General features: G+C 61.0%; 16 protein-coding genes. 7 read left to right on the forward strand and 9 right to left on the reverse strand.

What is annotated here, in order from left to right:
• The first annotated feature begins 141 nt into the window (after positions 1-141).
• Positions 142-1,812 carry a GMC family oxidoreductase gene (locus M1E10_RS02195; RefSeq protein ID WP_499173377.1) on the forward strand — a complete coding sequence of 557 codons (1,671 nt, stop codon included), beginning with the start codon at positions 142-144 and terminating at the stop codon, positions 1,810-1,812.
• Here the strand turns inward: M1E10_RS02195 and M1E10_RS02200 are convergent.
• On the reverse strand, positions 1,750-2,940 hold the full coding sequence (locus M1E10_RS02200) for a glycosyltransferase family 2 protein (RefSeq protein WP_499173378.1): 1,191 nt from the start codon (positions 2,938-2,940) through the stop codon (positions 1,750-1,752). The genes M1E10_RS02195 and M1E10_RS02200 overlap by 63 nt on opposite strands.
• Positions 2,941-3,216: 276 nt before the next feature.
• On the opposite strand from M1E10_RS02200, the gene M1E10_RS02205 reads away from it, so the two are divergent.
• Positions 3,217-4,020: a WecB/TagA/CpsF family glycosyltransferase gene (locus tag M1E10_RS02205; RefSeq protein WP_499173379.1), complete on the forward strand. Its 804-nt coding sequence runs from the start codon at positions 3,217-3,219 to the stop codon at positions 4,018-4,020.
• Here M1E10_RS02205 and M1E10_RS02210 read toward each other — a convergent pair.
• Positions 3,916-4,677, reverse strand: coding sequence for a 4'-phosphopantetheinyl transferase family protein (locus M1E10_RS02210; protein ID WP_499173442.1), 762 nt, complete (start codon positions 4,675-4,677; stop codon positions 3,916-3,918). The genes M1E10_RS02205 and M1E10_RS02210 overlap by 105 nt on opposite strands.
• Positions 4,678-4,679: 2 nt before the next feature.
• Complete coding sequence (locus M1E10_RS02215; protein WP_499173380.1) at positions 4,680-9,308, reverse strand: MupA/Atu3671 family FMN-dependent luciferase-like monooxygenase; 4,629 nt, start codon at positions 9,306-9,308, stop codon at positions 4,680-4,682.
• A 289-nt stretch (positions 9,309-9,597) separates the two neighbouring features.
• Between M1E10_RS02215 and M1E10_RS02220 the strand changes: the two genes are divergently transcribed.
• The 5 genes from M1E10_RS02220 to M1E10_RS02240 all read left to right on the forward strand — a co-directional run bounded on the left by M1E10_RS02220 (position 9,598) and on the right by M1E10_RS02240 (position 20,855).
• Positions 9,598-16,119, forward strand: a complete 6,522-nt coding sequence (locus M1E10_RS02220) for a type I polyketide synthase (RefSeq protein WP_499173381.1) — start codon at positions 9,598-9,600, stop codon at positions 16,117-16,119.
• Between the two features lie 229 nt (positions 16,120-16,348).
• Entirely contained in the window at positions 16,349-17,659 is a 1,311-nt protein-coding gene (locus M1E10_RS02225; RefSeq protein WP_499173382.1) for an oligosaccharide flippase family protein, read from the forward strand.
• Positions 17,660-17,889: 230 nt separating this feature from the next.
• Entirely contained in the window at positions 17,890-19,302 is a 1,413-nt protein-coding gene (locus M1E10_RS02230) for a glycosyltransferase family 4 protein (protein ID WP_499173383.1), read from the forward strand.
• Positions 19,303-19,440: 138 nt separating this feature from the next.
• Entirely contained in the window at positions 19,441-20,229 is a 789-nt protein-coding gene (locus M1E10_RS02235) for a response regulator transcription factor (RefSeq protein WP_499173384.1), read from the forward strand.
• A 347-nt stretch (positions 20,230-20,576) separates the two neighbouring features.
• A complete protein-coding gene (locus tag M1E10_RS02240; protein ID WP_499173385.1) occupies positions 20,577-20,855 on the forward strand; it encodes a hypothetical protein in 279 nt (92 codons plus the stop codon).
• Positions 20,856-21,206: 351 nt separating this feature from the next.
• On the opposite strand, the gene rfbA is transcribed toward M1E10_RS02240, so the two are convergent.
• The 6 genes from rfbA to M1E10_RS02270 form a co-directional block, all read right to left on the reverse strand.
• Positions 21,207-22,148, reverse strand: a complete 942-nt coding sequence (rfbA, locus tag M1E10_RS02245) for a sugar nucleotidyltransferase (protein ID WP_499173386.1) — start codon at positions 22,146-22,148, stop codon at positions 21,207-21,209.
• Positions 22,145-23,047, reverse strand: a complete 903-nt coding sequence (rfbD, locus tag M1E10_RS02250; protein ID WP_499173387.1) for an SDR family oxidoreductase — start codon at positions 23,045-23,047, stop codon at positions 22,145-22,147. The genes rfbA and rfbD overlap by 4 nt, the downstream gene beginning before the upstream one ends.
• Positions 23,047-24,105, reverse strand: coding sequence for a dTDP-glucose 4,6-dehydratase (gene rfbB, locus M1E10_RS02255; RefSeq protein ID WP_499173388.1), 1,059 nt, complete (start codon positions 24,103-24,105; stop codon positions 23,047-23,049). The genes rfbD and rfbB overlap by 1 nt, the downstream gene beginning before the upstream one ends.
• The gene (rfbC, locus tag M1E10_RS02260) at positions 24,105-24,680 is read right to left on the reverse strand and encodes a dTDP-4-dehydrorhamnose 3,5-epimerase family protein (protein ID WP_499173389.1); all 576 of its coding nucleotides are present in this window, start codon (positions 24,678-24,680) and stop codon (positions 24,105-24,107) included. Before rfbC ends, rfbB begins: the two co-directional genes overlap by 1 nt.
• Positions 24,681-25,056: 376 nt before the next feature.
• Positions 25,057-25,539 (reverse strand): hypothetical protein, encoded by a 483-nt coding sequence (locus tag M1E10_RS02265; RefSeq protein WP_499173390.1) that lies wholly within the window; start codon positions 25,537-25,539, stop codon positions 25,057-25,059.
• Positions 25,540-25,547: 8 nt separating this feature from the next.
• Positions 25,548-26,327, reverse strand: coding sequence for a helix-turn-helix transcriptional regulator (locus tag M1E10_RS02270; protein ID WP_499173391.1), 780 nt, complete (start codon positions 26,325-26,327; stop codon positions 25,548-25,550).
• Positions 26,328-26,667 lie beyond the last annotated feature (340 nt).

Below are 26,667 nucleotides of genomic sequence, written 5' to 3' on the forward strand. Positions count from 1 at the left end.
AAGGATCGTTCGGTTGGAACAAAATGCTGCGCTGGCGAAGGTCCACGGGTTTTTGCTCAAGCCAAGCGGTCGCATTGTGCAGACATACTGGCCGCACAGGCTTCGCAGCCGTCGTTTCCAAGGCAATAGTGAAACCCGTCCGTGAGGGTCAAGAAGATGCAATGGGACGTCGCGATCGTTGGCGCGGGAATGGGCGGCGCTGCCTTCGGCTATGCCTTGGCACAGGCTGGCCACTCCGTCGTCTTCGTCGAAAAGGGAATGATGACCTTCGCCGATGACCGTGCGGATGCTCCAGACAGTTCGGATGAACTGGTCAGGCTGCACCATGGTCGCTGGCCCACGCAGATCGTTGCCCGTGTCGACGAAAGGGAAACCAGCTTCTATCCTCCACTGGGATGCGGCGCAGGAGGATCGACCTTGCTCTATGCTGGAACTTTGGAGCGTATGGCACCCGCCGATTTTGAAGACAGGCCCGACAGGCCCGCGTGGCCGTTCCAGTACCGCAACTTGGAGCCCTACTACCGCGAGGTGGAATCCCTGTTTCGCGTTAGAGGCAGCCCGGACCCGTTCTTCGAAGGCCCGCCCGCAGAGCTGCGCACCCCACCCTCGATGACCAGGTCCGACCGCGACCTGTTCAACCTGCTTGAACGCAAAGGGCTCCAGCCCTATCAACTGCACAATGCATGCGAGGCAAAGCCAGGTTGCCTCGCATGCGGCGGCACAATCTGCCACCGCGCGTGCAAACACGACGCCGGTCGCATTTTCGTCGAACCGGCGCTGCGCACCGGCCGGGTGACCTTCCTCGATATGTGCACGGTGCAGACCGTCGACGCGGACGCAACGACGGTGAAGGGATTGATCTGTCACCGCAACAATGAGCCGTTACTTGTCCAGGCCAAATTCTATGCACTGGCGGCGGGAGCCCTTTCGACGCCGCTGCTGCTGCAACGCTCGGCGAACCGATTTTGGCCCAATGGTGTAGCAAACTCCTCCGACATGGTCGGCAGGAACCTGATGTTTCATGTCTCCGATTTCCTAGCGGTTTGGCCGCGGGCCCATTCCAGATCGATCCAAGCCGAGCGCTCCCTTGCCATCCGTGACTTCTACAAGTCCGGCAAAGATGACTTCGGAATTATTCAGTCGACCGGCATGACGGCTACAGCGGGCAACATCGTGCATGTGCTGAAAGGCATGATCGATGCAGGTCCCCTGGGATGGCTGCGCCCGTTGCGCCGAACACTTTATGCCCCCGCGCTGGTTGCCGCCTGGCTGTTGGGCCGGGCGACTATTCTGGCAACGGTGCTGGAAGACTATCCGCATCCAGACAACCGCGTTCGCCCTCATCAAAACCATCCGGAACAAATCTACTTTCAATATGTGATCCGTCCAGAACTGCGCCAGCGGGTTCGCCGCTTCCGCCGTGTTTACCGGGCCGCATTTCGACCCCGTCGGACTATGGTCCTGACCCCCAATGTCAACCTCAACTTCGGCCATCCCTGCGGCACTTGCCGGGCTGGAACTGATCCACGTTCATCGGTCGTCGACAGCGAAAACCGAAGCCATGATCTCGACAACCTGTTTATCGTCGATGCTTCCTTTTTCCCCAGAAGCGGCGGTGTCAATCCGTCTTTGACAATCGCTGCAAACGGGCTGCGGGTTGCCGAGTTCCTGTCGGCACGGCTGCATCAAGTGAAGAAGAAAGCGCAGATGGGGGAAGGACCGTCCCGTGATGTCTCATCATCAAGCGCTTCAGACATCGCCTGGACCTCGATCGGTGCGGATCCAGCTGGTGTGGTTGCTGCGGTAGAATGAAGGGTACAGTGCCAGCCGCTTCATCATCCACCTGGGCAACGAAGATAGTCGCGACAGCGGCACCATCGTGCGACCATGATGCCACCAGACAAGCGAAAGTGTTGCACAGAGAGCAAGCCAGCAAATCGCAGCACCGGCCAGCAGCCAGTATCCCGTGCCAGCCATCACCAATGCCACCGCCGTCAGCACCTGAAGGCACAGCAATGCTGCCATCAGTGTGAGGGGTGGGATCAACGTGTCCAAGATGAGAAGCAGAAGCGCCGGCCGCCTGTAAGGCACCAACGAGGCAAGCAGACGAATACCGATGCATAGCAAGGCGAAGCGGCCGCTTTCCCAGCGATGACGCTGTGATGCTTGACCTTGGCTGGAAAGGGGAAAGCTGCTGGTGATCAACGCGGCGTGACAATAGCTCGCCCCCAGCCCATCTTGAGCCAGCTCAAGTCCAAGCTTCATGTCCTCCACCAGATGGCCGTGCGCAAGATCCGCGTTTGCAATCACAGCCCAAGGGAAAGCCATGCCCGAGCCTGTCAAATGACACGGGAGACCCAACCGGGCCAGTCCGCCTGGGCGGATGCTGTTCTTGATCAGGAAGGCAAAAGCCGCAATAGCATATCGGTCCGGCGCTTGCTCTGGCGCAAGCATGAGGTAGCGAGCCTGGACCGGCCGCCGGTCTTGCTCCACGGCAGCGGCCAGCTGCGCAATTGCTCCGGAAGCGACGAAGCAGTCAGCGTCGATCACGATCACGGTTGCAGGTGGCACTGCGTCAAGATGCGCGATGCCGGCCGCCAGGGCGTATGCCTTGCCGCGACGAGCGGGATCATGTCGAACCAATACCTCGGCACCGGCACACCGCGCTCGCCGTGCCGTAGCATCGGTGCAGTTGTCCGCCACGACCAGGAGGCGGTCCGTCCGCCTCAGTTGCTGGCGCACGCTGTCCAGCACGATGTTGATGGTTCCTTCCTCGTTGTGGGCCGGGATCAGCACGGCCAGCGGAGAGGTTCGATCTGCCGGCGGCGTGCAAGGTGGCGCTCGCACTCCGGCGATACATTGCAGGCAAAAGAACAGGGTCGCGGCAGACAACACGATCAACGCGAGGGCCGCGGTAACTGTCAAAACCTCCTGTACCACCTCGTGCCTCCCAGCAGTGCTGCAAAAGGCAAGCCTAGTGCAAGCCACGGCGATTGCGCCTCTGCTGCGCTACGACCTTTGCATGAAACGGACGTCATCCTTTCGATCCTCGCAGGCCTCGTGACCGACGTCCTCCTCCCATTTGCTGCCACTCGGGTGAATTGAACCCTCCCTGCGCCAGCGTAGAATTGTGCCGATAAATCAGAGGCTTGAGACACTGCGCGAAAGCAGCACGCCGCATCGGCACTGCTTGGCTGGGTCATGGAGGAGAAGGTCATGAGCGCGATCGATATGCCGATTCCGGCTTCAGCCGGTGCAGCCACCAGCGCAATCCGGCAACGGCGAATGTTCCTGGGGGCTAACTTTGATCTGCTATCGCAATTGACGGTTCTCGACATGCTGCGCAACAGCGCGCCGGAGGCTTCATTCCGCTATGTCGTCACACCCAATGCCGACTATGTCGTCAGGATGAAGAGCGATGCGCGCTTGCGCCAGTGCGTGCGGGATGCCTGGCTGAGCGTTTGCGACAGCAGGCCTATCTGCGCCCTGGCACGCCTGCTCTTGTTGAAGCTGCCGCTCGTCACCGGCTCCGATCTGACTGCGGAACTGTTTCGCCAGGTCATTGGCAAGGGTGACAGGATTGCGATGATTGCGCCCGGTCAGGATGTCGTGGCACGGATGCGTGCTGCCTATCCTGAGGTGGAATTCGATGCCTTCGTTCCGCCACTTGGCGTGCTTGATGATCCGCAAGCCATGCAGGACTGCCTTGACTTTGCCGTGCAAGCGCAAGCCCGTTTCGTGTTTTTGGCGATCGGCTCGCCGCAGTCCGACATTCTCGCCCACCGCCTCTCGAACCACCCCGAGGCGCGCGGCATCGGATTGTGCGTCGGCGCGTCACTGGAATTCCTGGTCGGGACAAAAAGGCGCGCGCCCAAGTGGGTTCGTACTCTTGGATTGGAGTGGCTGCATCGGATGCTAAGCGATCCACGACGCCTCTGGCGCCGCTACTGCTATGGGGTCGTGCCGCTGCTCAGGTTGTTTACCCAAGAAATCGCCCAACGGGCACACCACGCGCGTTGACGCCATTGCCGGCAGCGTCATCGCCGTGACGATGTGGCCCTGCGTTAAGGCGATCCTGCCGCTCACGCAGTCGCCCGTACGGAAGGGCATGATATTGTCGTTGAAGCGTCCCACGAACGATCCGTCCTGAAGAGCGAGCGTGACTGTCAGCACTTCAAAACCAAACATCAGCTGACTGATGGAAAACTGGCATTTGAAGATGCATTCCTTGGCACTGAACAGTGCCGTGAGGAGGGTGGTCTGTACGCTGCGCGGCTGCAGCGAGAGCCACAATCCTTCCTGCCGGTCCAGTATCTCCTTTGCCAGGTCCAAGCTGACGGCATCACTGCGCTCGATGTCGACGCCGACCGCGGCAATAGCACCGGTTTTGGCAGCCACGGCCACAATGCATTTGTCCTGACTGTGACTGATGCAGCCGGTGTAGCCGCTTGGCCACAAGGGCGTGCGATCATCGCGTGCTGGGATGGCGACAGGTGGCTGCCCAAGCTGGGCCAGAGCACGGCGCGCGCATGTACGGCCGGCGGTAAATTCGCGCCACCTGCGCGCGTAGGCGCCTCTCAGACAGGCACGTTCTGCATCAAACAAGGGCTGTGACGGCGCCGAAAGCTCCGCCTGTGCTGTCGCCACTGAGGCCGGCAAAAGCCCTTGCAGAAGCATGGTCACACCAGGGCATCTGCGCGTGCCGCACGCGCCTGACGTTGCTGAAGTGCCGTTCGGCGCAGGGCTGCTCGATCGGCCGCATTGCCGAGACTTTCATGGGTGGTGTCTTGGCCGCCAATGTGGGCAGCCAGTGTCGCCACGGTTGGGTACCGAAAGAGGTCAGTGATCGTCAGGGCCGGCGCGAGCGAGGCTTTCAACTCACGATGCATCTGTACGGCAAGCAATGAGTGGCCGCCAAGCGAGAAGAAGTTCTCTGCGCGGCCCACACGCTCGCGTCCCAGTGTGCGGGCAAAGACGGCACCTAAGGCTTCCTCGATGTCACCGACGGGCGCAACGAAGAGCGGGCTCTTCGACAGGTTGTGGCGCGCGGGAGGCGGCGGCAGGCGGTTGCGATCGACCTTGGCGTTTGGCGTCAGCGGGAGAGCGGCAAGCGTCACGATGTCGGCAGGGACCATGACATCTGGCAGCGACTGCTGCAGATGCTGCCGCAGCGCGTCTTCAGACACGGGCTTGCCTTCCGTGCGGATATAGGCGACCAGCCTGGCTTCCGCCGTCAGGTCCTTTCGGGCCACGACTACCGCTTCCACGATACCGGGAAATTGCGCGATATGTGACTCGATCTCGCCAAGCTCAATCCGGTGGCCGCGAATCTTGACCTGTTGGTCGTTGCGTCCCAAAAAGTGCAACTGGCCGTCTTCGTCGAAGCGGACAAGATCGCCGGTTCGATAAAGGCGACCTTGCGTGAAGGGATTGGCGATAAAACGCGTCTGGGTGAGATCGGGACGGTTGAGATATCCGCGTGCGACACCATCGCCGCCGATGAACAGTTCGCCGGTATCGCCAGTCGGCACGGGCCGAAGCTTGCCGTCAAGGACGTATAGCTGCGTGTTGGCGATCGGCCGCCCGATCGGGGCAACGCCCGTCGTCGGCACTGCTTGGCATGATGACGACCAAATGGTCGTCTCTGTCGGGCCATACATGTTTTCGACCGTTGCCTCCGTCGTCCGCCTCAGTGCTGCCACGAGTGCGCCCGGCAAGGCCTCGCCGCCCAACAGGATATGGCGGAGGTGTCGAAGGGCGGCACGGTCTTCCTGCGACATCATGAAGGCGCGCATCATCGAAGGTGTCGACTGGAGGTGCGTCACCTGGTGGCGGGCCACCGTGTCAGCGAAACCGTCACCATCGCCGGACTCTGCGACGCCACGGGTGCGCTTGACAACTGCGGCCAATGGGATCAGCCCGTCGAGCACCACCGCTTCAGGGAGCCCCCAATCAATCAGGCAGGCAATCTCGTCGACCCCGGCCGCCTTGACCTGTGCCAGCCGCTCGAGAGCGTCAGACTGGGTACCAAAGAGACCGCTATCGTCAAAATAGCGTTGGAAAGCAAAGTCAAGAATGGCATCCATCTCTTCGCCCGACAGCTGGCTCAGATCAAGGTCCACAGCCTCGCATGTCCCGACAGGCTTTCGAAAGGCTGGGAAAGCCCAGGCGTACTGCTTGATCAAGGCCGCGGCGCTTTGCAGATAGGCCTTCAGCGGACCGCGCGCTTGTTCGCGCACCAGGTCACGGTCCTCGCCGATCAGAGTATGCAGCATCAGCGTGACCTTGAACCTGGATGGATCCTTGCCTGTGTTGACCAGCTCCTGGCGATAGATCTTGATCTTCTCGGCAAGTTCCTCGATGGACTGACCCAGCAGATGGGTCAGCACGTGGGCGCCGGCGCTGGCCGCGTCGCGGTAGCTTTGCGGATTTCCCGCTGTTGTCAGCCACACCGGCAGGTCCTTCTGCACCGGCCGTGGCTGGGTGACAACGTCCACAGGCTTGCCGCCGCCCATGTCGAAGGCGACGGTGTCGCCGCGCCATAGACGTCGGACCAGATCCATATCGCTGCGCAAGCTCTCTTTGTTTTTGGGCGGTGCGTTTTGCGGCCGCAGCACGAAATCTTCAGGCATCCAGCCCGATGCAAACGCAAGCCCCACTCTACCATTGCTCAGGTTATCGACCATGGCCCATTCTTCGACGACGCGGATGGGATGATGAAGCGGCAGCACGCAGCTGCCAGCTCTGATGGCGATATTCTTCGTGACCGCCGCCACGGCCGCGCCGCTCACAGAAGGGTTGGGAAAAGGCCCGCCGAAGGCATGAAAATGCCGTTCCGGCGTCCAGACCGCGTCAAATCCGTTGGCATCGGCGAACTTGGCACCTTCGATGAGCAAGCGGTACTTGTCAGGTCCAGCCGCGGCATCGTTGCCCCAGTAGAAAAGGCCAAAGGACAGCGCCGCCGCCTGGCCTGCGCCTGATGCACGCGCTTTTGCCTTGGCCCGGGTGATTTCCGGCGTGTGCAAGACCACCTTGAAGCCGCGAGACAGGGTCCAAAACAGCTCAAGAACAGAGATATCGAAGGAGAGGCTGGTGACCGCAAGCCAGACGTTTTGGCGATCCGGCAATACCGCCACGCGCTCATCCATCCCGGCGAAGAAGTTGACGACATTGCGGTGCTCGACCATGACGCCCTTTGGCTTGCCGGTGGAGCCGGATGTGTAGATCACATAAGCGAGATTTTCGGGCGCCGCGCGCTCGCCTCGTTCTGATGCCGATGCAGGCTTTGGCTCCACATCGTCAAGCACAAGGACCTCGGTCGACTGCAAGACAGCGGAAGCTGAAAGCTCCCGGTTGCAGACCACCAAGCGGGCTTTGCTGTCCTCGATCATGAAGGCCAGGCGGTCTTGCGGGAAGTCCGGGTCGAGCGGCAGGTATGCGCCACCAGCCTTCCAGACGGCCAGCGCCGCCACCACCAGATCCACCGAGCGCGAAAGATGCAGACCGACGATGGTTTCGGTGCCAATGCCGCGCGCGATGAGAGCAGCAGCCAAGGCTTCCGCTCGTTCATTCAGGGCGCGGTAGGAGAGGCTCTCGTTGCCGTCATGGACTGCTTCGGCATCTGCAGTGGCAATGGCTTGCCGTTCGATCAGGTGGTGAACACAAGCCTGCAACGGATAGTCCTTGCCGGTCTTGTTCCATGCGTAAAGGAGCGTGTCGCGCTCCTTGTCGCTCATCATCGGAAGATCATCCAGAGGTGCCTGTATGGCACTGAAGGCCTCGGCGAAGCGCTCCAGGCGGCGAACGATTGCGCGGGCGCGATGATCTTCGAGTCGAGTTCGGTCGTAGACAAACTCGCAATTGCTTGCGCCGATCCGGAAGGTGACGACGCAGCCCTCAAGGGCTTGCACAAGAGGCGGGATCCGGGCATCGACAATACCAAAGCTGAGGGGCGTTGAGGATACCCCCGGGTATCGATCCGGCAGGTCCTCAAGATGGGTCAGGCGCCGGTCGAGCGTGCGCAGCTGCTGTTCAGTGGCATCGATCACCTGTTTTGGGGTTGCCGCATCGGCAAGGTCAACGCGCAGCGGCACTGACGGCGAAAAATACCCCGGCCAGACAGCCGACAGGTGCGAAAGTCTGTCGTGACTGAAAGCCACGTCAAACTCCATCTGGTCCGCCAGACGCCCAACAAAGGCGCAGATCAGGGCGATCCGATGGCTGCGCGGCAAGCCATCACAGGCGCTCAAAGGCAAGACGCCAAGCACCGCCTCCCGGTCTGGATCGTACTCCACCGTGTCGGGCAGGCATGCGTCAATTGTCCGCTGCAGCGCTGAAACGAAGCCAGCTTCGTGAGGTGCCAGCGCTGCAACCGCATCGGTGAGGTCATCCGATTGCTGTGATGTCCAAAACGGCAGACGTTCGCCGACCTGCACGGCAGCGGCAAGCGGGACGAGCCCGCCACCGAGCCGGCGCTGCGCCGACACCGTGACGCCATGATCGATCGTGGCAATGGTGACGCTGTCACCGAAGATGGACAAAATTGTGCCTGGCTCTGCCTCAGCCGGCTGGTCAGCTATGGTCAAGGTGCTCACCTGATAAAGACCAGAGGCGTGCCGGATCTTTGGTGTCACCAGCGGGTTGGTATAAGCATGTCCAAACGACAAACCCCGCACCAGGCGGTCCAGCTTCGCTGCCGATTGGCAGAAGTCGAGTGTTGCTGCAGCCGTCGGACGGCTTTTGCGCCGGTACATGCGCTTGGGCACCGCCGCCTCGGCCTCGGCGCCGAGACCGCCGTTCTCAATCCGGTCGACTAGCTCGCCGAAGCTCTCGATCCCTGCAGCAAAGCACTTGCTGTTGAGGGTCAGGGCCGTTTCATCGGCGGCGATGTCGAAGGAACGGCGCAGATAGATGGCGCCCTGATCAACTGCGGCGGTCATCGCGTGCCATGTCACGCCGTGGATCGGCCGTCCTTCCATGATGGCCCAGGCAGGTGTATTGAGGCCGGCCAGTTCTGGCAGCAGCGCATCGTGAAAATTAATGGCGCCTTTGCCGGCCCGCGCGAGAACGGATGCCGGTAACAGTTTAAGATTGGCGATGCTCAACAGCCAGTCAAACAACAAATCCTCGAGCGCCGCCTCGATCTCCTCAAACGGCCGCGTCGGGAGGTGGTGAGACATTGCCCAGGCTGTGATCTGCGGATTGTTCGTCACCACGAGGCCGACGGCATGTCCTTGGTCCAGGAGTCGCTCGCCGCACTCAGCCAGCAATAGCCCATCCCCTACCAGTACGGCGGCAAACTTGCCCATGGTCATCCCCTTTTCACCCCGCTTGCATCAAACAGATACAAGCCATGCGGACGGCAAAGATCAACATGCGCGCAAGTAGCCATGCGGTGGAGGCCATCTCCACCAAGGCGCACCAATTCGCCATTGCCCCCCTCCCTTCGGCTGATGGGCGCTCCCAAAGGCGTAATTGCGCCAGCCTCGGCGCTGGCGGCAAATGCGCTGGGGTTACTGCGCGCCATCGCCGGCTTGCGCACAGATCACGGAGGCAGCCGACAAGAAGGTCGCCGCCTTGGAACTTGGGGGAATGGGAATGCTGGACGGAAGACATCACGTTGCTGCCAACGATATCGCCATCGTCGGCATGGCTGTCAGAGTTCCCGGTGCTGCCGACCTGGAGCAGTTCTGGACCAATCTCAGACAGGGCGTGGAGTCCATTCGCGACCTGTCGCAAGAGGAATTGCTGACGGCGGGTGAAGATCCCGATCGCCTGTCGCACCCGAACTATGTGGCACGTGCGGCCGATCTTGCGGACATGGAAATGTTCGACGCCGAATTCTTCGGGCTGAGCCCGAAGGAGGCAGCGATCATGGATCCACAGCACCGCCAGTTCCTCGAATGTTCGTGGGAGGCTCTGGAAAACGCTGGCAGGGTTGCGCGCGGCAAGCCGGAACCGGTGGGCGTATTTGCCGGTTGCGGCATGGGCTCCTACTTCTACTTCAACATCTGCAGCAATCGTCAGCTGGTCGACCAGGTCGGCCTGTTCCTCTTGCGCCATACCGGCAATGACAAGGATTTTCTGGCCACTCGCGCCTCCTTCCTGTTTGATCTGCGCGGGCCGAGCGTCAACATCCAGACTGCCTGTTCCACTTCGCTTGTCGCCGTTCATTCGGCGGCTCAAAGCTTGCTCAGCGGCGAATGCGATTGGGCCCTTGCGGGCGGCAGCACGATCGAGTTCCCGCATCGGCGCGGCTATCTTTACCAGCCCGGCGAGATTCTCTCGCCAGACGGCCATTGCCGTCCCTTCGATCACCGCGCAGCTGGCACTGTGTTTGGGAGCGGAGCCGGTGTGGTGGTCTTGCGTCGCCTGGCTGACGCTTTGAGCGACGGCAATACCATCCATGCCGTCATCAAAAGCACGGCCATCAACAACGACGGGAACAGCAAGGCAGGATACCTCGCGCCAAGCGTCAGCGGCCAGGCCGAAGCGGTCGTCGAAGCGCAATCGGTTGGCGACATTGCGGCCGACACGATCCAGTATGTCGAGTGCCATGGCACCGGTACACCTTTGGGTGATCCTATTGAAGTCGAAGCCCTGACGCAGGCTTTTCGACGAAGCACCGCACGCACCGGCTTTTGCTACATCGGGTCGGCCAAATCCAACATCGGCCATCTCGACACGGCCGCTGGCGTCGTTGGGTTGATCAAGACGGCCCTCGCAGTCAAGTACGGCGAGATTCCGCCGACGCTTGGTTTCGAGCGGCCCAATCCATCGATCGACTTCGACAAGACGCCCTTCAAAGTCTGCGCCAAGCTGACCGCGTGGCCAAAGGCGCCTGGGCCGCGGCGTGCGGCGGTCAACTCCCTTGGAGTGGGGGGGACCAACGCGCATGTCATTCTTGAGGAGGCCCCGGTTCCCTATGCTGCTGGTGCCCTGACGGGAGAGGACGGCGCCGGAGCGGATGATGACCCGCTTCTGCTGCTGCTATCAGCGCGCAGCAGAGCCGCCCTCGACGCGGGCGCAACACGGCTTAAGGACTGGCTTGAGCGTCACGACAACCTTGCGCTTGAAGATGTCGCCAAGACCCTCTTTGATGGGCGCGGCCGGTTCGAGCAGTTCCTCGTTATGACGGTACGAAGCCGGCAGGAAGCACTGGAGGCGCTTGAAAGGCCGCAGGAGCATGGTGCCATGCAGACTCGCATCGCACCGGCTCCCGGTGCTGTCTTCATGTTTCCCGGCGGCGGAGTCCAGTATCCTGGCATGGCGGCCAAGCTTTTCGACGAGGACGAGGAATTCCGGCAGTGCGTCGAAGCTGGCTTGTCCGCCCTTGATCCACCAGTGGCAGCAGACATCCGCTCCGCCTGGTTTAGTTCCAAAACACCCGAAACCGAGCAACAATTTCTGCGACCGGCCATCCAACTGCCCGCCATCTTGATCCTGGAGGTCGCACTGGCACGCTTGTGGCAGCGCACGGGCGTCGAACCGGTAGCGCTGATCGGACATTCGATGGGGGAATATGCCGCGGCATGTCTGGCAGGGGTCATGGATTATCGCGACGCCGTACGGCTGGTGCGGCTGCGCGGAGAACTCTTTGAAACGGTGGAGCCAAGCAGCATGCTCAGCGTGCCGCTCAACGAAGAGGCGGTGAGGACCCTTCTACCTCCGACCCTCGATCTGGCGTGCGTCAATGCACCCGAACTGTGTGTTGTCTCAGGTCATGATGCAGCCCTGGAGTCCTTCCGCCAGCTGCTCACCAGTCGCGATGTCGAGGCAAGACCAATCGCCATTCGCGTTGCTGCCCACTCGCGCCTGCTCGACAAGCTTCTGCAGCGTTTCGAGACTTTCGTGGCGACGATTGCGTTGCGCGCGCCCGCCATTCCTATCGTCTCCAACCTCACTGGCACCGTGCTCACGGACGACGAGGCAACAGATCCAGGGTATTGGAGCCGGCATCTGCGCCACACCGTGCGCTTTGCCGACGGACTGACAACTCTGTCTCGCGATCCCGCCCGCGTCTACATTGAAATCGGCCCAGGCCGGGTGCTTTCGGCGCTGGCCAAAGCTCATGGCGCGATTGCGCCACAGCAGATCATCAACAGCCTGCCCCATGGTGAGGACGTGGCTGATGATCACTGCCATCTGGTAACAGCACTCGCGCGCGGCTATTGCGCCGGCTTGCCGGTGAACCTCAGCAAATGGGTCGAGCGAGCGGGTGCCAGAATGGTGACGCTGCCCACCTATGCATTCCAGCACAAGCGGTACTTCATAGACGCCAGCAAACCAAGTCTGGGACCGGCGGGGCAAAGCTCTATCAGCAAGGTAGCTGACATTGCCAAATGGGGTTATCGCCCCGGCTTCAAACGCAGCCTCGTCGGCGACGCCCTCGGTGCTGAAAATGCCCCACGGACATGGCTGTTCTTCGTCGATGACGAAGGGCTTGGACACACCTTGGTCGACCGCCTTCGCGCAAAAGGCCACCATGTCGTGACCGTGACGCGGGGCGACAGTTTCGTTCGTCGCGCTGCGCACAGCTACGTGCTATGCCCGGAAACGGGTTTATCGGGCTACATCGCACTGGTTGCGGCGCTGCAAAGCGACGGACTGCTGCCCTCCCGTCTCGTACACATGTGGCTTGCTGACCACAAACCACGCTTGCGCGAGGGTTCAAGCAGCATCCACCAGTTTCAGGAGTGGGGGTTCGAGAGCCTGGTCCTGCTTGGCCAGAGCTGGGCGCAGTTGGCCCCCGACGAGGAGCTTGCGGTCACGGTGGTGAGCCGCGGCGTCCTCCAAGTCGATAGAACAGATCCGGTATCGCCGGAAAAAGCTCTCGTCCTGGGCCCTGTGGCCGTGTTGCCAAAGGAACAGCAGTGCCTCGCCATGCGCTTGCTCGATCTTGATCCAGCCGGCGTCCCTGAACCTGCCACACCCAGGCGCTGGCGTCGCTGGGGCACCGGCAGCCAAGCAGAGCGGCAGGAGCGGCGCGCACTGGCAAACGATCTGTGGGAGGAACTGCTAGCGCCTCCGGCCAGTGAGATCGTGGCGCTGCGAAAGGGCCGACGCTGGCGCCAGACCAGCCTGCCTCACCTGCTTCCCTCCGTGACCGACAGCCCGAATGGGTTTCGCCGCCACGGCGTGTATCTCTTTGCCGGCGGCTTTAGCGAGGTCGGCTTGGCACTTGCCGGTGAACTGGCCGCCAAATTCGCGGCCCGGCTGGTGCTCGTTTCGCGCCTGAGCTTACCCCCGGCGCAGGATTGGCAGAGGCCCGAGCAGGGGTGGGACGATGCGGCTGTCCGGCGCGCCATTGCCGCGATCAGGAAGCTCGAAGCGGCCGGCGCGGAGGTGCTCCACGTCCAGGCCGATATCACCGATTTCGAGCAGATGTCGGCGGCTGTCACCGCAGCCAGCCAGCGCTTTGGAGGCGTTGACGGTGTATTCCACTGTGCCGGCGCCCTGGAAGACGGATTGCTGACATCAAAGACGCTGGAGAGTATGCAGCGTGTTCTGGCGCCAAAGGTCACTGGCGCCCGCGTCCTCGGTGCCGTATTGGCGGATGTTCCTCTCGATTTTCTGATCCTGTTCTCCTCCACCAGCACCGACGTTCCCCGTGCAGGCCAGGTCGACTATGTGGCGGCCAACGCCTATCTCAATGCCTATGCCTGTAGTGCCGCCAGCGGCGAACGACGCGTCATTGCCGTGCATTGGGGCGTCTGGAACGAAGTCGGGCTTGCAGCGCGCGCCGTCGGTGCGGGCCGCCGGACGAGCGGGGCACCCTCTCGTCCGGCGCAAGGCCCCTTGTTGACGCACTGGATCGATGACGAGACAAGCGGCTTGCCGTGTCTGGAAGCGACAGTCGCCACCAACACGCACTGGGTGCTCGATGAGCACCGTATCTCTTCAGGCGCTGCGGTGTTTCCCGGGACCGGTTACGTGGAGATGCTCGTGCAGGTCGCGATGGAATGCGGGCTGGGGGCACAGGCGCATCTTCGCGATCTTGCCTTCATCCGGCCCTTGGCAGTGGAAGACGATCAGCCCCGGGTGGTGAGGCTTCGCCTCGAACGACGTGGGACGAATGTCCACGTTGCCGTTACCTCCCGGCGTCCTGAGCATCGCGGCGATCAGGAGATTGTTCATGCACACGCCTTGCTGGAAGCCCCCCACCCATGCCATCGAACGGCACTCGATTTGGAGCCTATTCGCAACCGTTGCCGCAGACGCCGTGCCGCATCCGACGGGGCAGGACTTGCCTCGGTGCAGGATCGCTATTTGCGCTTTGGACGGCGTTGGGACGTCTTGCGCGCTGTTGCATTCGGATCAGACGAGGCAATTGCCGATCTTACCCTCGCTGAAGCTTTCCTCGAGGATTTGAAACAGTATCGGATCCATCCGGCTCTGCTCGACATCGCGACTGGCTTTGCCCTCGAGCTGAGTGCTCACTACGGCGAAAGCCAGTCGCTGTGGGTGCCCGCCGGCTATGGCGAGTTGATCTTGCACGCGCCACTGCCGGCACGTGTAGTCAGCTGGGTGAGGCTTAGCGCGCTCCAGGATCTCGGCGAGGGCTTCTCGTCCTTTGACATCACGATCGCCGATCCTCAGGGAAACGTACTGGTGGAGGTCACCCGTCTGACGATGTGCCGCACGCGCAACGCCGTGCAGCAAATGGACGACGCCGGTCCCACAGCCCCTGGTGCTGCCGTGCATCGCTCGCCGGCAATGCTGAGACTTGAGACGCAGGTCAAAAACGGGATCTCCCCCGACGAAGGGCTACAGGCGCTGGAGCGGGTGCTTGCGCTACCCTACAGCGAGATGATCGTCAGTTCTATCGATCTTGAGGCGCTGGCGCGCTTCGTCGACGAACCACCTGCCAGTGCCGTGCCCCAAGCGGGGGAAAGCTTTGAGAGGCCCGACCTCGCCAGCGCCTTCGTGGCCCCACGCACGTCTGTCGAAGAGACGCTTGCGCAGTTTTGGCAATCTCTGCTGGGGATGGAACGTGTCGGCGTTGACGACAATTTCTTTGATCTTGGTGGTCACTCGCTGATAGCGGTGCGCTTGTTTCGGATGATCAAGTCGCAATGGGGAGTTGATCTGCCGATGTCGGTGTTGTTCGAAGCACCGACGATTGCTGCATGTGCCGAACGCATCGGCGTCATCGCCGCCGAACCCGCCGAGCTGGCCGCGCCTGGTCATGATCGTGAAGCCAATGTCGCGCTACCGATCCATCTCGTGGCCATGAGCTCAGGGCCAACGTCACCAGCGCCCCCCTTGTTCATCTGCGCGGGCATGTTCGGAAATGTGCTCAACCTCCGGCATCTGGCTATGGCGACTGGCGAGGACCGCCCGGTCTTCGCTCTTCAGGCAAAGGGGCTCTTTGGTGATCACGAGCCGCATAGGCGATTTGAGGATATGGCTTCGGCCTGCATCGAGGAGATGCGCCAGATCCAACCGAAGGGCCCATATTTGCTGGCAGGCTACTCCGGTGGAGGCATCACCGCCATGGAGATTGCCCAGCAGCTGGTTGCGGCGGGCGAGACGGTTTCTCACTTAGCCTTGCTCGATACCCCCTTACCGCGACAGCCGAGATTGTCGCTCACCGATAAAATGCTGATGAAGAGCCAGGATCTGGACCGCCATCGCGCCGGATACCTGCGCAAGTGGCACCGAGATCGGCACAATAGCAAGCAGGAGCGGCAAAGGAAGCAAATGGCAGCCGCGGCTGGCGAAGCCCCAGAGGGGTTCAACAATGTTCTGATCGAACTTGCTTTTCGAGAAGCCGCCCAGGCCTACACGGTCAGGCCCTATTCGGGTGCGGTGACATTGTTTCGGCCACGGCCCGCCGTCTTCTATCGGTTGCCCAGGGGACGTTGTTTGGCGGAGAACCGCCACATCCTCCTCCACGACAACGGCTGGGGTTCCTATCTCGCCGATCTGACAGTCGTGGAGGTTCCCGGCGATCACGACAGCATGCTGCTGGACCCTTTTGTGCGCGTCCTGGCGGAGCGGCTGCGTCCGAAGCTACGGTTTGATGTGGGCGAACACGTTGCTGACCCTCAGCCGATGGCGAAGATGACGGCACCACCGCTACAGCAAAATGAGCGGGTGCTGGAACCTCAAACCTGACGGCGAGGATCAGCGGTCGCGGTGGCAACGCGCGCGCGCAGGCATGGAGTGGTGGATTGTGGCACTGGAAGGGTCTGTTCCCGGTCATGGGAGGGTTGTTGGAAAACAGCGGCCACAGGAACTTGACGACGGTGTCCCCGCCGGGCGCCAGACGCAGGTGCCGTCGCAGGCAAGTCAGCGCCCCCAGCGGCCGTTTCGGGTGCGCATTCTCCATGCCGCGAGTTGGTCGATGGGCAGCTATATGCTGCTTCAGCTCCTCCGGATCGCCAGCAGCCTTGTCTTGACCCGGCTGCTGATGCCGGAGATGTTTGGCATCATGGCAGTGGCAACGATGGTGCAAGTGGCCGTCGCCATGCTGTCTGATGTGGGGCTACGTCCCGCGGCCATTCAAAGTCGGATGGGCGACGAGCCGCGTTATCTCGACACCGCCTGGTCGCTGCAGCTGGCCCATGGAATTGTGATCTGGCTCGTCTGCTCCGCAATTGCCTGGGGCATCGCGCTTGCGGACAATCGGGGCTTGTTTCCCGTCGGGTCGGTCTACGCGGAACCTGCCTTGCCCCTGGTGATCGCGGTATTGTGTTTTGTGACCGTCATCAGCGGCCTGCAATCCACCAAGATCATTACCGCCTACCGGGAATTGGCTTTGGCGCGGATAGCGGCAATCGAACTGGTGGCTCAGCTTGTCAGCCTTGCTGTTGCCGTCCTGCTGGCATGGTACACGCGATCCCTCTGGGCCTTTGTCGCCGCCGCCTGGTGTTCAGCGGTGGTTTCGACCGCCCTGAGTCACTGGTGGTTGCCCGGCCATCGCAACCGTTTCGCTCTGGATCGGCTGGCGGTCAGTGACCTGATCCAGTTTGGCAAATGGGTACTCCTGTCATCAGCGTTCACTGTTCTTGCTGCCAATGGTGACAAGATTTTGCTCGCCGGCTGGATTTCGCCGACCATGCTCGGGCTCTACGCCTTGAGCTTTGGTCTCGTGGCGATGCTGGAAGCTGCGGGCAGCCGGCTGTTTTCTTCCGTGGCCATGCCAGCGCTGAGTAGAGTCAACCGCGAAGACCCGCAAAGGCTTGCGACCGTCTTCTTGAAACTGCGGCTTCCCTTCGACCTTGCCTTCGTATCTGCCGCCGGCGCCATGTATGCAATGGGCACCGACTTGATCAACCTCCTCTATGACGAGCGCTATGCCGGCGCCGCAGTGGTCCTGGAAATCTTGTCTTTCGGGCTCGTGATCGCCCGGTTTGGGGTCATCTCCAACGTCTATTTGGCAATCGGAGAGCCCCGTCAGCTGACGCTTCTCAACCTGGTGCGCGCCCTGTCGGTGTTTACGCTCGTTCCAATCGGCTACTCCCTCTCTGGATTTGAGGGCGCGCTTTGGGCCATTGCCCTCCATGGCCTGCCGGGCACGGTTCTGCTCTGGTATCTCAACAGGCGCCACAGTCTCAACAGCTTGGGGCTGGAGGTTGCCACCCTTTGCATCTGGCCCCTTGGATACGCCGGCGGCTGGCTGGGGTCATGGATCATCGCTCACTTCATGGCGTAACCCCACCGCAACCGGACTTTCGGGTAGAGGGATACCCCCATAGAGGTAGACCCTTGCCCGTTTGTGATAGGTTGCCAGAATCCTGCCGCCCCCCTACGATGGGCCCACCAAACGGCTAAGGATCGTCTGTTTGGACGCTGGGGGAGAGATGCTTGGGCAACGACGCCCAGCCATCCCTCACCCAAATGGATAGCATTGCAGCAACCAACCGGTCGGGTGGGGCAGGGGTCATGACGACGAACACAGCCAACCGCGACAGCGGCCGCACGGCCTCTGTCGTTTTACCGCAGGCGCTGAGGCCCCGGGTCGGGACGCAGCAGCCGCGGCGCTTGCGACCGCTGCTGATCGCTGAGGCTGCCAATCCCGATTGGAGTAGCGTGCCCCTGGTCGGCTGGAATCTGTCACGGGCGATCGCACGGCAGACCGACGCCTTGGTCGTCACCCAAGTTCGCAACCGTCCGGCTTTTTTGCGCGCCGGCCTCGTCGAGGGCGAGGACTTCATCGCCATCGACAATGAACGGATCGCCGCGGCCCTGCATCGCTTCGGGGAGCGCATGCGAGGGGGCAGCAACAAGGGCTGGACAATGGTCACCGCAACCTCGTCATTGGCCTACTACAGTTTCGAGAGAGAACTGTGGCGGGTAGTAGGATTGCGGTTGCAGGCAGGCGAATTCGATTTGGTTCACCGCATTACTCCGCTGAGCCCGACCAGCCAAAGCGGCATCGCCCACCATCTGAAGCGGCTCAACATTCCCTTTGTTATCGGGCCGCTGAACGGAGGCACACCCTGGCCTGCGGCTTTCGACGCCGTGCGTCGACGCGAGTTGGAGTGGCTGAGCCCCTGGCGAAACCTTCACCGACTGATGCCCGCCTACGGCGCGACCCGGCGCAAGGCAGCGGCCATCCTGGCCGGGTCCAACGCGGTTGTTCAACAGCTTTCCAGACGCGACCAGGCCAAGACCTTCTGGGTGCCCGAAAACGGTGTTGATCCGCAACGTTTCCCCTTCACCCAAAGGCGGATGGGCAAGGGTGTGTTGCGGGTGGCGTTCGTCGGTAGGCTGGTGCCCTACAAGGGCGCCGACATACTCTTGGAGGCCGCCGCCAGGGTGGCCCCTGATCTTCCGGTGGAGGTCTTGATCATCGGCGAAGGGCCTGAGCGCGACGCGCTGGAAAGAACTGTTGCTACGCAGCGACTGACCGCCAGCGTCCGCTTCCTGCCTTGGCAGCAACAGGAGGCTTTGGCATGCGCACTTGCAGGCGCGCATGTGCTCGCCCTCCCAAGCATACGGGAATTTGGCGGCGGTGTCGTTGCCGAAGCGCTCTCACTTGGCCTGGTGCCGGTTGTTGCCAACCACGGTGGTCCGCCGGAGTTAATTGACGAAGCGTCTGGGATCGCAGTAGATTTCACTGATCGCGAAAGCCTGATCGCGGGATTTGCAGCAGCATTTGAGCGCTTGGCCGACGAGCCCGGTCTTTTAGAGCGCATGAGCGCCGCCGGCGGTGCAAGAGCCCGGCGGTTGCTGACCTGGGACGCCAAGGCTGACCAAATCGTTGCTATCTACGGCTGGGTCACCGGGGCGAGCGTAAGACCGGGCGCCGCCGCTTTTGCAACTGACGAACATCAAGAGCAAAGATTGTTTTAGTTGTTTCTTGATAAGAATGGACAATTTAAGTGTAAGGTTGTACCATCAGATTGTAATAATCTTCCACGAGCATTCAATGTTGTCGTGGTCGGACATGGCAGGGATCAAGCGTGAAACAGTAACGAACAGGGGGATATCATGAACTCGGCAGCAGGCGGCTATAGGGCATCAATGGTGGAGAGGCGGCTGGCCACCCCTCCCGCTTTGGCGGCAGTCTTTGATCAAAGGCGACGCGACGAGATTGCGGACCCGGGCGACGGTTGCCTTCTGGTTCTTGATGGACGCGCGCTCGACCGCGAGTGCCTCGCAAAAGCTCTTATCAGCCGTGGTTTAGACAAGGAGGTCTTCGCCGTCGGTTCGGTCGACGAGTGGAAGCGGGAGAAAGACTCCCATCCTCCGGTAGAAGCCATCTTGTTCAACATCGGCGCGCGTCAGGCTCATGACGCCGCGCTGGCAGCCGAGATGGCTCGCCTGTCATTGGAGTTTCGATCCGTTCCAATCGTTGTCTTGTCAGATTCAGATGAACTGCCGCATGTCCTGCAGATGTTGGAACACGGCGCCCGCGGCTTCATCCCATCATCTGTCGGTGTCGCCGTTTGCATTGAAGCCCTTAGTCTTGCAATGGCAGGTGGCATCTTCGTTCCCGCCAGCACCGTGCAAGCCATGCGGCACCTGGTCAGCGACCCCGCGAGCGCCGGACCGAGGCCGATGTCGGGGATGTTTACTCCGCGTCAGGAAGAGGTCGTTGAAGCCTTGCGCAGGGGCAAGGCGAACAAAATCATCGCCTATGAGCTCTGCCTGAAGGAAAGCACTGTCAAGGTTCATATTCGAAACATCATGAAGAAGCTGAAAGCCACCAATCGCACCGAAGTCGCCTACAAACTGAACGACCTGTTTAAGGGTTCAGGCTCTCAGTCTCCTGCCTGATGCAAGCAGCGGAATACCCGTGGCACAAAGCCCGTCAGTTCGCACTGAGGGGCTTTTTCTTTAAGGTCTAAGCCTTTTGGAGGACGTCGCCTCGGGCTCAACCCTTTGGTTGATACCGTACGACACCATCTCCACCAAAGGGACGGTTAATAGATAATTTCCTTTTTATTACTAGATGTTAGGTTGTTATTACGTGACTTAGTGCCGCTTCGGGGCAGGGTCGCCCGCCAAGCGGGCTCAGTCTGCGCCTGCGTTCTGAACTGTTTGCACCGGCTCATCTCGATTTCAACTGCGGCAGGCCCGCCGCGGTGGGTGGACCTGTGCCGCAATTGGGGGATGAAAATCGCATGCCAGTCTTTCTTATCTCATTTGATCTGGACCGCATTGGAAACAACTACACATCGCTGCGCAAGAAGCTTGTCGGCCTCAACGCGCTTCAAGCGCAAGGATCGGTATGGTTTGCCAGACACGACGGAAGCGCCGAAGTTCTGCGAAACCACCTGCAGGAATCACTGGATAACAACGACCGGCTGTTTGTCGGGATGATCAACGATGACTGGTCCGCCTTCAACATGAGCGCCCCCGGCCGTTGGCTGCGTGAGCAGGTGGCGTCGGCGAGCGAATGATCGCCAGGTCTGGCCTGACGGTTTGGTGCGTCCTCACTGTGCTGGTGATCCGTGGAATTGGCCACTTCAATTGGCCGGCAAGGCTGCCCCAAGAGTGGACTGGCAGCCGGCGGAGATGCGTAGCAGCCTGGGACTGCTGAAGGCATCTGCGACAGGCGGTCAGCGGACCTGCCGCGAGATCTGGTGCTTGCTGGGGGGGTAGACATGACGCGCCGTGGACGCAACTGGTTGTTGGCTATCGTGGTCTCTCTGTCGATCTGGTTGCTCGTCGCCGACGGCTTGCTGTCGATCCTGCGTTGAGACAGCGTCGCGTGCCGTCATCACGACAGCCGCTCAGGATCTGGCTTATGGCTAGTCTGCCAGCACTGCGGCAGGACGTGGAAAGGCGACATGGCCCCTCGCCAGCAGGTCCGCCGCCTCATGCCCTTCCTCCAGCAGCCGCTGCAAATAGGCGCCATAGCTGCTCTTTGCATGCCGGTCTGCACAAGCCTCCAAGTCGAACCGGTCGATGAAGCCCATGCGGTATGCAACTTCTTCGGGGCAAGCGATCTTGAAACCCTGGCGCCGTTCAAGGGTGGCAACAAATTCCGCCGCCTCGAGGAGACTGTCGGGGGTTCCGGTATCGAGCCAGGCGAAGCCGCGCCCCAACCGCTCGACCGAAAGATTGCCCTGTTCAAGATAGAGACGATTGAGGTCGGTGATCTCAAGCTCGCCGCGCGGGGAGGGCCGCAGGCTTGCGGCAAGATCGACGACCCTCTCGTCGTAGAAGTAAAGCCCGGTCACTGCCCAGTTCGATCGCGGACGCAGCGGCTTTTCCTCGATCGAGCGCGCCTGCATGCCGGCGTCGAATTCGACCACGCCATAGCGCTGAGGATCGCTGACATGGTAGGCGAAAACAGTAGCGCCGGCACCCGGTCCCGCAGCGGCGGCGCCCAACAGCTCCGGCAGGCCGTGGCCATAGAAAATGTTGTCACCGAGGATAAGCGCCGAGCGGGATCCGGCAATGTGATCGGCTCCGATGATCAAGGATTGCGCAAGACCGTCCGGGGTCGGCTGTACCGCGTAGCGAAGATCGATTCCCCATTGGGCGCCATCGAGCAGAAGTCTTTGAAAGCTGTCCAGATCATGGGGTGTCGTGATGATCAAGATGTCTCGTATCCCCGCCAGCATCAGTGTCGTCAGTGGATAGTAAATCATCGGCTTGTCGTAGACCGGCATCAGCTGCTTCGAAACGGCCTGCGTGATCGGATAGAGGCGCGACCCGGTGCCACCGGCAAGGATAATTCCCTTCATGCGACGACCTCCTGCAGCGCTTCGCTCAAAATGTGATCGACAACAGCTTGCGTCGACCATTGCCAATGCGGCAGCGAAATCCCGTAGATCTGCGCGATCTTGTTTGCGTTCAGCCGCGAATTGGCGGGGCGCTGCGCGGCGGTCGGATAGTCGGCCGTGGCAATGGGATTGATCCTCGTGTCGCGCCCGGTGATGGCCCGACGGCATTCCATGATGGCCGCTGCAAATTCAGCCCAACTGGCATCACCGGCCGGTGCAAGATGATAGGTGCCGCGCAGCTCGCTGCTGACATCTTCGGTCAGACGCGTGGCGAGCGTGACCAAGACATTGGCAAGATCGATTGCAGATGTCGGTCCGCCGCGCTGGTCGTCCACCACAGCGATCTCGCTGCGGGTCGTTGCCAGGCGCAGCATGGTCCTGAGGAAATTGCTGCCATGGGGCGAATAGAGCCACGCTGCTCGCAAGATAACATGGTTGTCGGTGGCGGCCCGCACCCGCCGCTCACCCTCGAGTTTCGAGGCGCCGTAGACCGAAAGGGGCGCCGCGACATCCGCTTCGTCATAGCCGTCGAGTTTGAAGCCATCGAAGACATAGTCCGTCGACAGCTGGATGATGGGTACGCCAAGTTCCCCTGCAGCTGCGGCAACGGCGCCCGCGCCAGGACCGTTTACCCGAAGCGCCACCGTCGGCTCCGCTTCCGCCTTGTCAACCGCGGTGTAGGCTGCAGCCGAGACGATAACATCCGGATACGCCTGACGCACTGCAGGCAAGACCGATGAAGGATCCTCAAGGTCAAGCTGAGGTCTGCCAACCCTGACGACTTCGACACCACGGCTGGTCGAGACATCCTGAAGACACTGCGCCACCTGTCCGCTGTTGCCCGTCACCAGGATGCGCATCACACCACCTCCTTGAGAAGGCCAAGGCGCTCGTCTGCGCAGGCCGGCTGCCGCAACGGCTTCCACCACCATTCATTGTCGAGATACCAGCACACCGTCTTTCGCAAGCCGGAAGTAAAGTCGTGCCTTGCATGCCACCCCAGTTCGCCTTCAACACGGCTGGCGTCAATTGCGTAGCGTGCATCATGCCCGGGGCGGTCCGCGACCAGGCGGACCAGACGGTCATGAGGCGCTCCTTCGGGATGGAGCTCATCCATCAACGCGCAAATGGCGAACACCACATCAATGTTGCGCCGCTCGTTGTGTCCGCCGACGTTGTATGTTTGTCCCGGACGCCCCTTTGCGGCGATCAGCACCAGCGCACGGACATGATCCTCGACATAGAGCCAGTCACGGACATTGTCGCCCTGGCCGTAGACCGGCAGATCCGAGCCCTGCAAGGCATTGAGGACCATCAGCGGGATCAGTTTTTCGGGAAACTGAAATGGACCGTAGTTGTTGGAGCAATGGCTGACCACCACCGGCAGTCCGTAGGTCCGGTACCAGGCGATCGCCAAATGATCGCTTGCTGCTTTGGAGGCCGCATAGGGCGACGAGGGATCATAGGCTGTCGTCTCATGAAACCGATCGTAGTCCCCCAGCGACCCGTAGACTTCATCCGTTGATACATGGACAAAGCGGAAGCTTTTTTTGGCGAGCTGGGACAGCCCCATCCAATAGGCACGTGCCGCCTCAAGGATGGAGAAGGTACCGACGATGTTGCTTTGGATGAAGGCCGACGCCGCGGCAATGGAGCGGTCCACATGAGTTTCCGCCGCCAGATGAATGACCTGATCGGGACAAAAGGATGCGAACGCCGCCGCCATCTGCTCCATGTCGGTCACATCGGCGCGGAAGAAACGAAAGTTATGCTTGCCCGAGACCGAGGCAAGCGAAGCCAAGGTTCCGGCATAGGTAAGCTTGTCGATGACCAGGACTTCGGCGCCCACCTGGTCGACGAGATGGCGCACCAAGGACGATCCGATGAAGCCCGCACCTCCGGTCACGATGATACGCATCACGCGGTCACCTTCAAGGACTGGAAACAATTGGCGGCTCCATCGCGCAGGCGCGGCAACTCGGCATCTTTTGACGAGATATGGATCGCGCGGCCGCCCAGCGGCCAGGATATCGCCAAGTCCGCATCATTCCAGATGATGCCATCTTCCTCGGCGGGGCTATAGGGTGCAGTGACCTTGTACTGAACCACTGTCTGGGGCTTCAGACTCAGGAAACCATGCGCAAAGCCCGGCGGGATCCACAACTGCGCACCATCTTCTTCGCACAGCTCAACGGCGGTCCACTGACCAAACGTAAGGGAAGACGGACGGATATCGACGGCAACATCGAAGATCGCGCCTGCAACAACCCGAACCAGTTTCCCCTGGGCTGCAGGAGGACGCTGGAAGTGCAATCCTCGCAGCGTTCCCTGGCGCGACGACAGAGACTGGTTGTCCTGCACGAAATGGACGTTTGCTATCTCCGATCGAAACCATTCTTCCCGATAAAGCTCGCAAAAATAGCCGCGGTCGTCTTTGAACTGCCTTGGTGTGATCTTGACGACATCGCCAAGTGAGGTTGACTCGACATGCATCGCTTGCTCCTTACGCTGCTGACCGCGGTCGCCACGCCCTTGTCTGTCTCAGATGAGTTTGGGAGCAAGAACAGACCGTGCCGATGCGCCGGCCTACCTGTGCTCGGCGTGGAAGCTGGTCCATTGCGCCCTTACCTCGCAACGCTATCAAAGAGGTGCAGAGCAGCACGAGTTGACCGAAAGGCGATACCCGCACGTCTTTCGGATAGGGGCAGGTCAACGTCTTGGCTGCCGCAATCCAGCATCCCGCTGCTTGGCCACCAGGATTGGCCATCCCAGGAGACGGGATGCGGTTGCTGACAGGCGAGGCCGGATGCGGCGCCGTGAGACCATTCGTCGTTGAAGGAGAAACCCCGGCAGCTGTCCGCTGCAACGATCACTTTGGGAAATCGTAGCGATCGGTGATCTGCCAGAAGATACGATTGATCCCAACGAGGGCCTTGATGCAATCCTGGATGCGCGCGAGCTCGACATCATCGAGCGCCTCGACCTTGCCATATTTGACGGCATCTCGACTTTCAAAAATCCGCATCGATTGGGTGAGGCCGCTTTCGCCGTCGGCATCGAAAGAGTAGATGCAGTGATTGTATTTGTTTCTCAACTTGGCTTGCTCACCCAGGCGACGGGTGGCATCAAGAACGTCAGCGCGGCAGCTGGACTCCGTCCTGCTCAGTTTTGCCAGGCGCTCTACCAGATCCATGCGCGCTCTTGGCGTGTTCAATGTCAAAAAGATGACGATGGCCGTTTCCTTGTCAGTGCCGGCCAGCCCGGCGATCATATGGATCAGCAGGCTTTCTGTGTTTGTCCAGGTGTAGTTGAGTTGGCCCACCAGAAGCAGAACGTCCTTGAAGCGTGGCATTGGACGTCTTACCCGATGTTGCGGGGTGTCTGCGGCAGATGATCTTCCCTTGTATCTGTTTCGCGCAGAAAGATTGCGGCAGCCTCCGTCCGATTATGGACGCGAAGCTTCGTGATGACGTTATGGAGATGAATTTTCACCGTGTGTTCCGACAGTCCCAGCACTGCAGCGATGTTCTTATTCTGGCGACCGCGCGCCACATGCGCAAGGATTTCCAGCTCCCGGCCGGTCAGCCGCGACAGCACGCAAGGCCGCAGCGCGCCCTGATCGCCTTCGTCGGCACGGTCTGTATGATTCTGTCGTGACTGCAGCGCAAGGCGATCGAGGTTCAGACCGGGATAGTGGGTGCCGCCGTTCAACACGATTGCAAGGCTGGAGAGGAAAATGTCGAGCCTGACGTCAAGTGCCAGCACACCGCGCATCTGCCGCGGATCAAATCGTCGTAAAACTGCCGGATCGATGCCGCCTTCGCCTTGCGACAACAGGGCCACCCGCAACCCGGGAGAATGCGCGCGCAGCGCCTCGGCATAGTTTTGGAACCTGTTCACGAGCGACAGATCAATGAGGATCAACTGGACTGGCTCGGCCTCCTCCGCCAGCAGCCTTTCGAGCGCGTCAATGAGGTGCACATGAAGCCAAGGAAACTGGCGTTCGATCGCGGCGCAAAGGGGAGCAGAGACTGTTCCAGGCGGCGCTACGATTGCTACTGCCCGGGAGTCCGGACGTGATGCCGTCGCGGACCATATGGCGAAGAGGTCCTGTGCGGTGACAGTGGCCGTAGGCGTCATGATGGGATCCTCCCAAGGAATTCAGGGGCATCCATGCCCTGCTGACGGTGACGGTGGACGCTAGCTCACGAACCTCGCTTTTCAAATAGCTCCAACGGGGGAGGGCGGCGGGATAGGCGCAGGTGCCGGCGCAGGCTGCCCCTGACAAGCAATGCTCTGTCATACTCTTGTTTGTCCTAGCTATTTTCACCGAACTCCCTGACCAGGACCGACGTTGAACGCCCATGATCTGGAGCGACCATCACACTTACGGCGGGGCCGGTTCCACCAATGGTGTAACCCGTCCGAGCAAAGCCGGCAGATGCTCTAGCTCGAAGTGTCATCTTACCCGATCGCGCCC

The sequence above is a fragment of the Rhizobium sp. PK7-22 genome (assembly GCF_056530405.1).

Coding starts and splice junctions, on each gene's coding strand:
- rfbD (WP_499173387.1), bottom strand. CDS start 23,047: ATGCGCATCCTGGTGACGGGCAACAGCGGACAGGTGGCGCAGTGTCTT.
- rfbA (WP_499173386.1), bottom strand. CDS start 22,148: ATGAAGGGAATTATCCTTGCCGGTGGCACCGGGTCGCGCCTCTATCCG.
- M1E10_RS02210 (WP_499173442.1), bottom strand. CDS start 4,677: ATGCTTCTGCAAGGGCTTTTGCCGGCCTCAGTGGCGACAGCACAGGCG.
- M1E10_RS02215 (WP_499173380.1), bottom strand. CDS start 9,308: ATGGGCAAGTTTGCCGCCGTACTGGTAGGGGATGGGCTATTGCTGGCT.
- rfbB (WP_499173388.1), bottom strand. CDS start 24,105: ATGCGTATCATCGTGACCGGAGGTGCGGGCTTCATCGGATCGTCCTTG.
- M1E10_RS02205 (WP_499173379.1), top strand. CDS start 3,217: ATGAGCGCGATCGATATGCCGATTCCGGCTTCAGCCGGTGCAGCCACC.
- M1E10_RS02225 (WP_499173382.1), top strand. CDS start 16,349: ATGGGCAGCTATATGCTGCTTCAGCTCCTCCGGATCGCCAGCAGCCTT.
- M1E10_RS02265 (WP_499173390.1), bottom strand. CDS start 25,539: ATGCCACGCTTCAAGGACGTTCTGCTTCTGGTGGGCCAACTCAACTAC.
- M1E10_RS02220 (WP_499173381.1), top strand. CDS start 9,598: ATGCTGGACGGAAGACATCACGTTGCTGCCAACGATATCGCCATCGTC.
- M1E10_RS02230 (WP_499173383.1), top strand. CDS start 17,890: ATGACGACGAACACAGCCAACCGCGACAGCGGCCGCACGGCCTCTGTC.
- M1E10_RS02240 (WP_499173385.1), top strand. CDS start 20,577: ATGCCAGTCTTTCTTATCTCATTTGATCTGGACCGCATTGGAAACAAC.
- rfbC (WP_499173389.1), bottom strand. CDS start 24,680: ATGCATGTCGAGTCAACCTCACTTGGCGATGTCGTCAAGATCACACCA.
- M1E10_RS02270 (WP_499173391.1), bottom strand. CDS start 26,327: ATGACGCCTACGGCCACTGTCACCGCACAGGACCTCTTCGCCATATGG.
- M1E10_RS02235 (WP_499173384.1), top strand. CDS start 19,441: ATGAACTCGGCAGCAGGCGGCTATAGGGCATCAATGGTGGAGAGGCGG.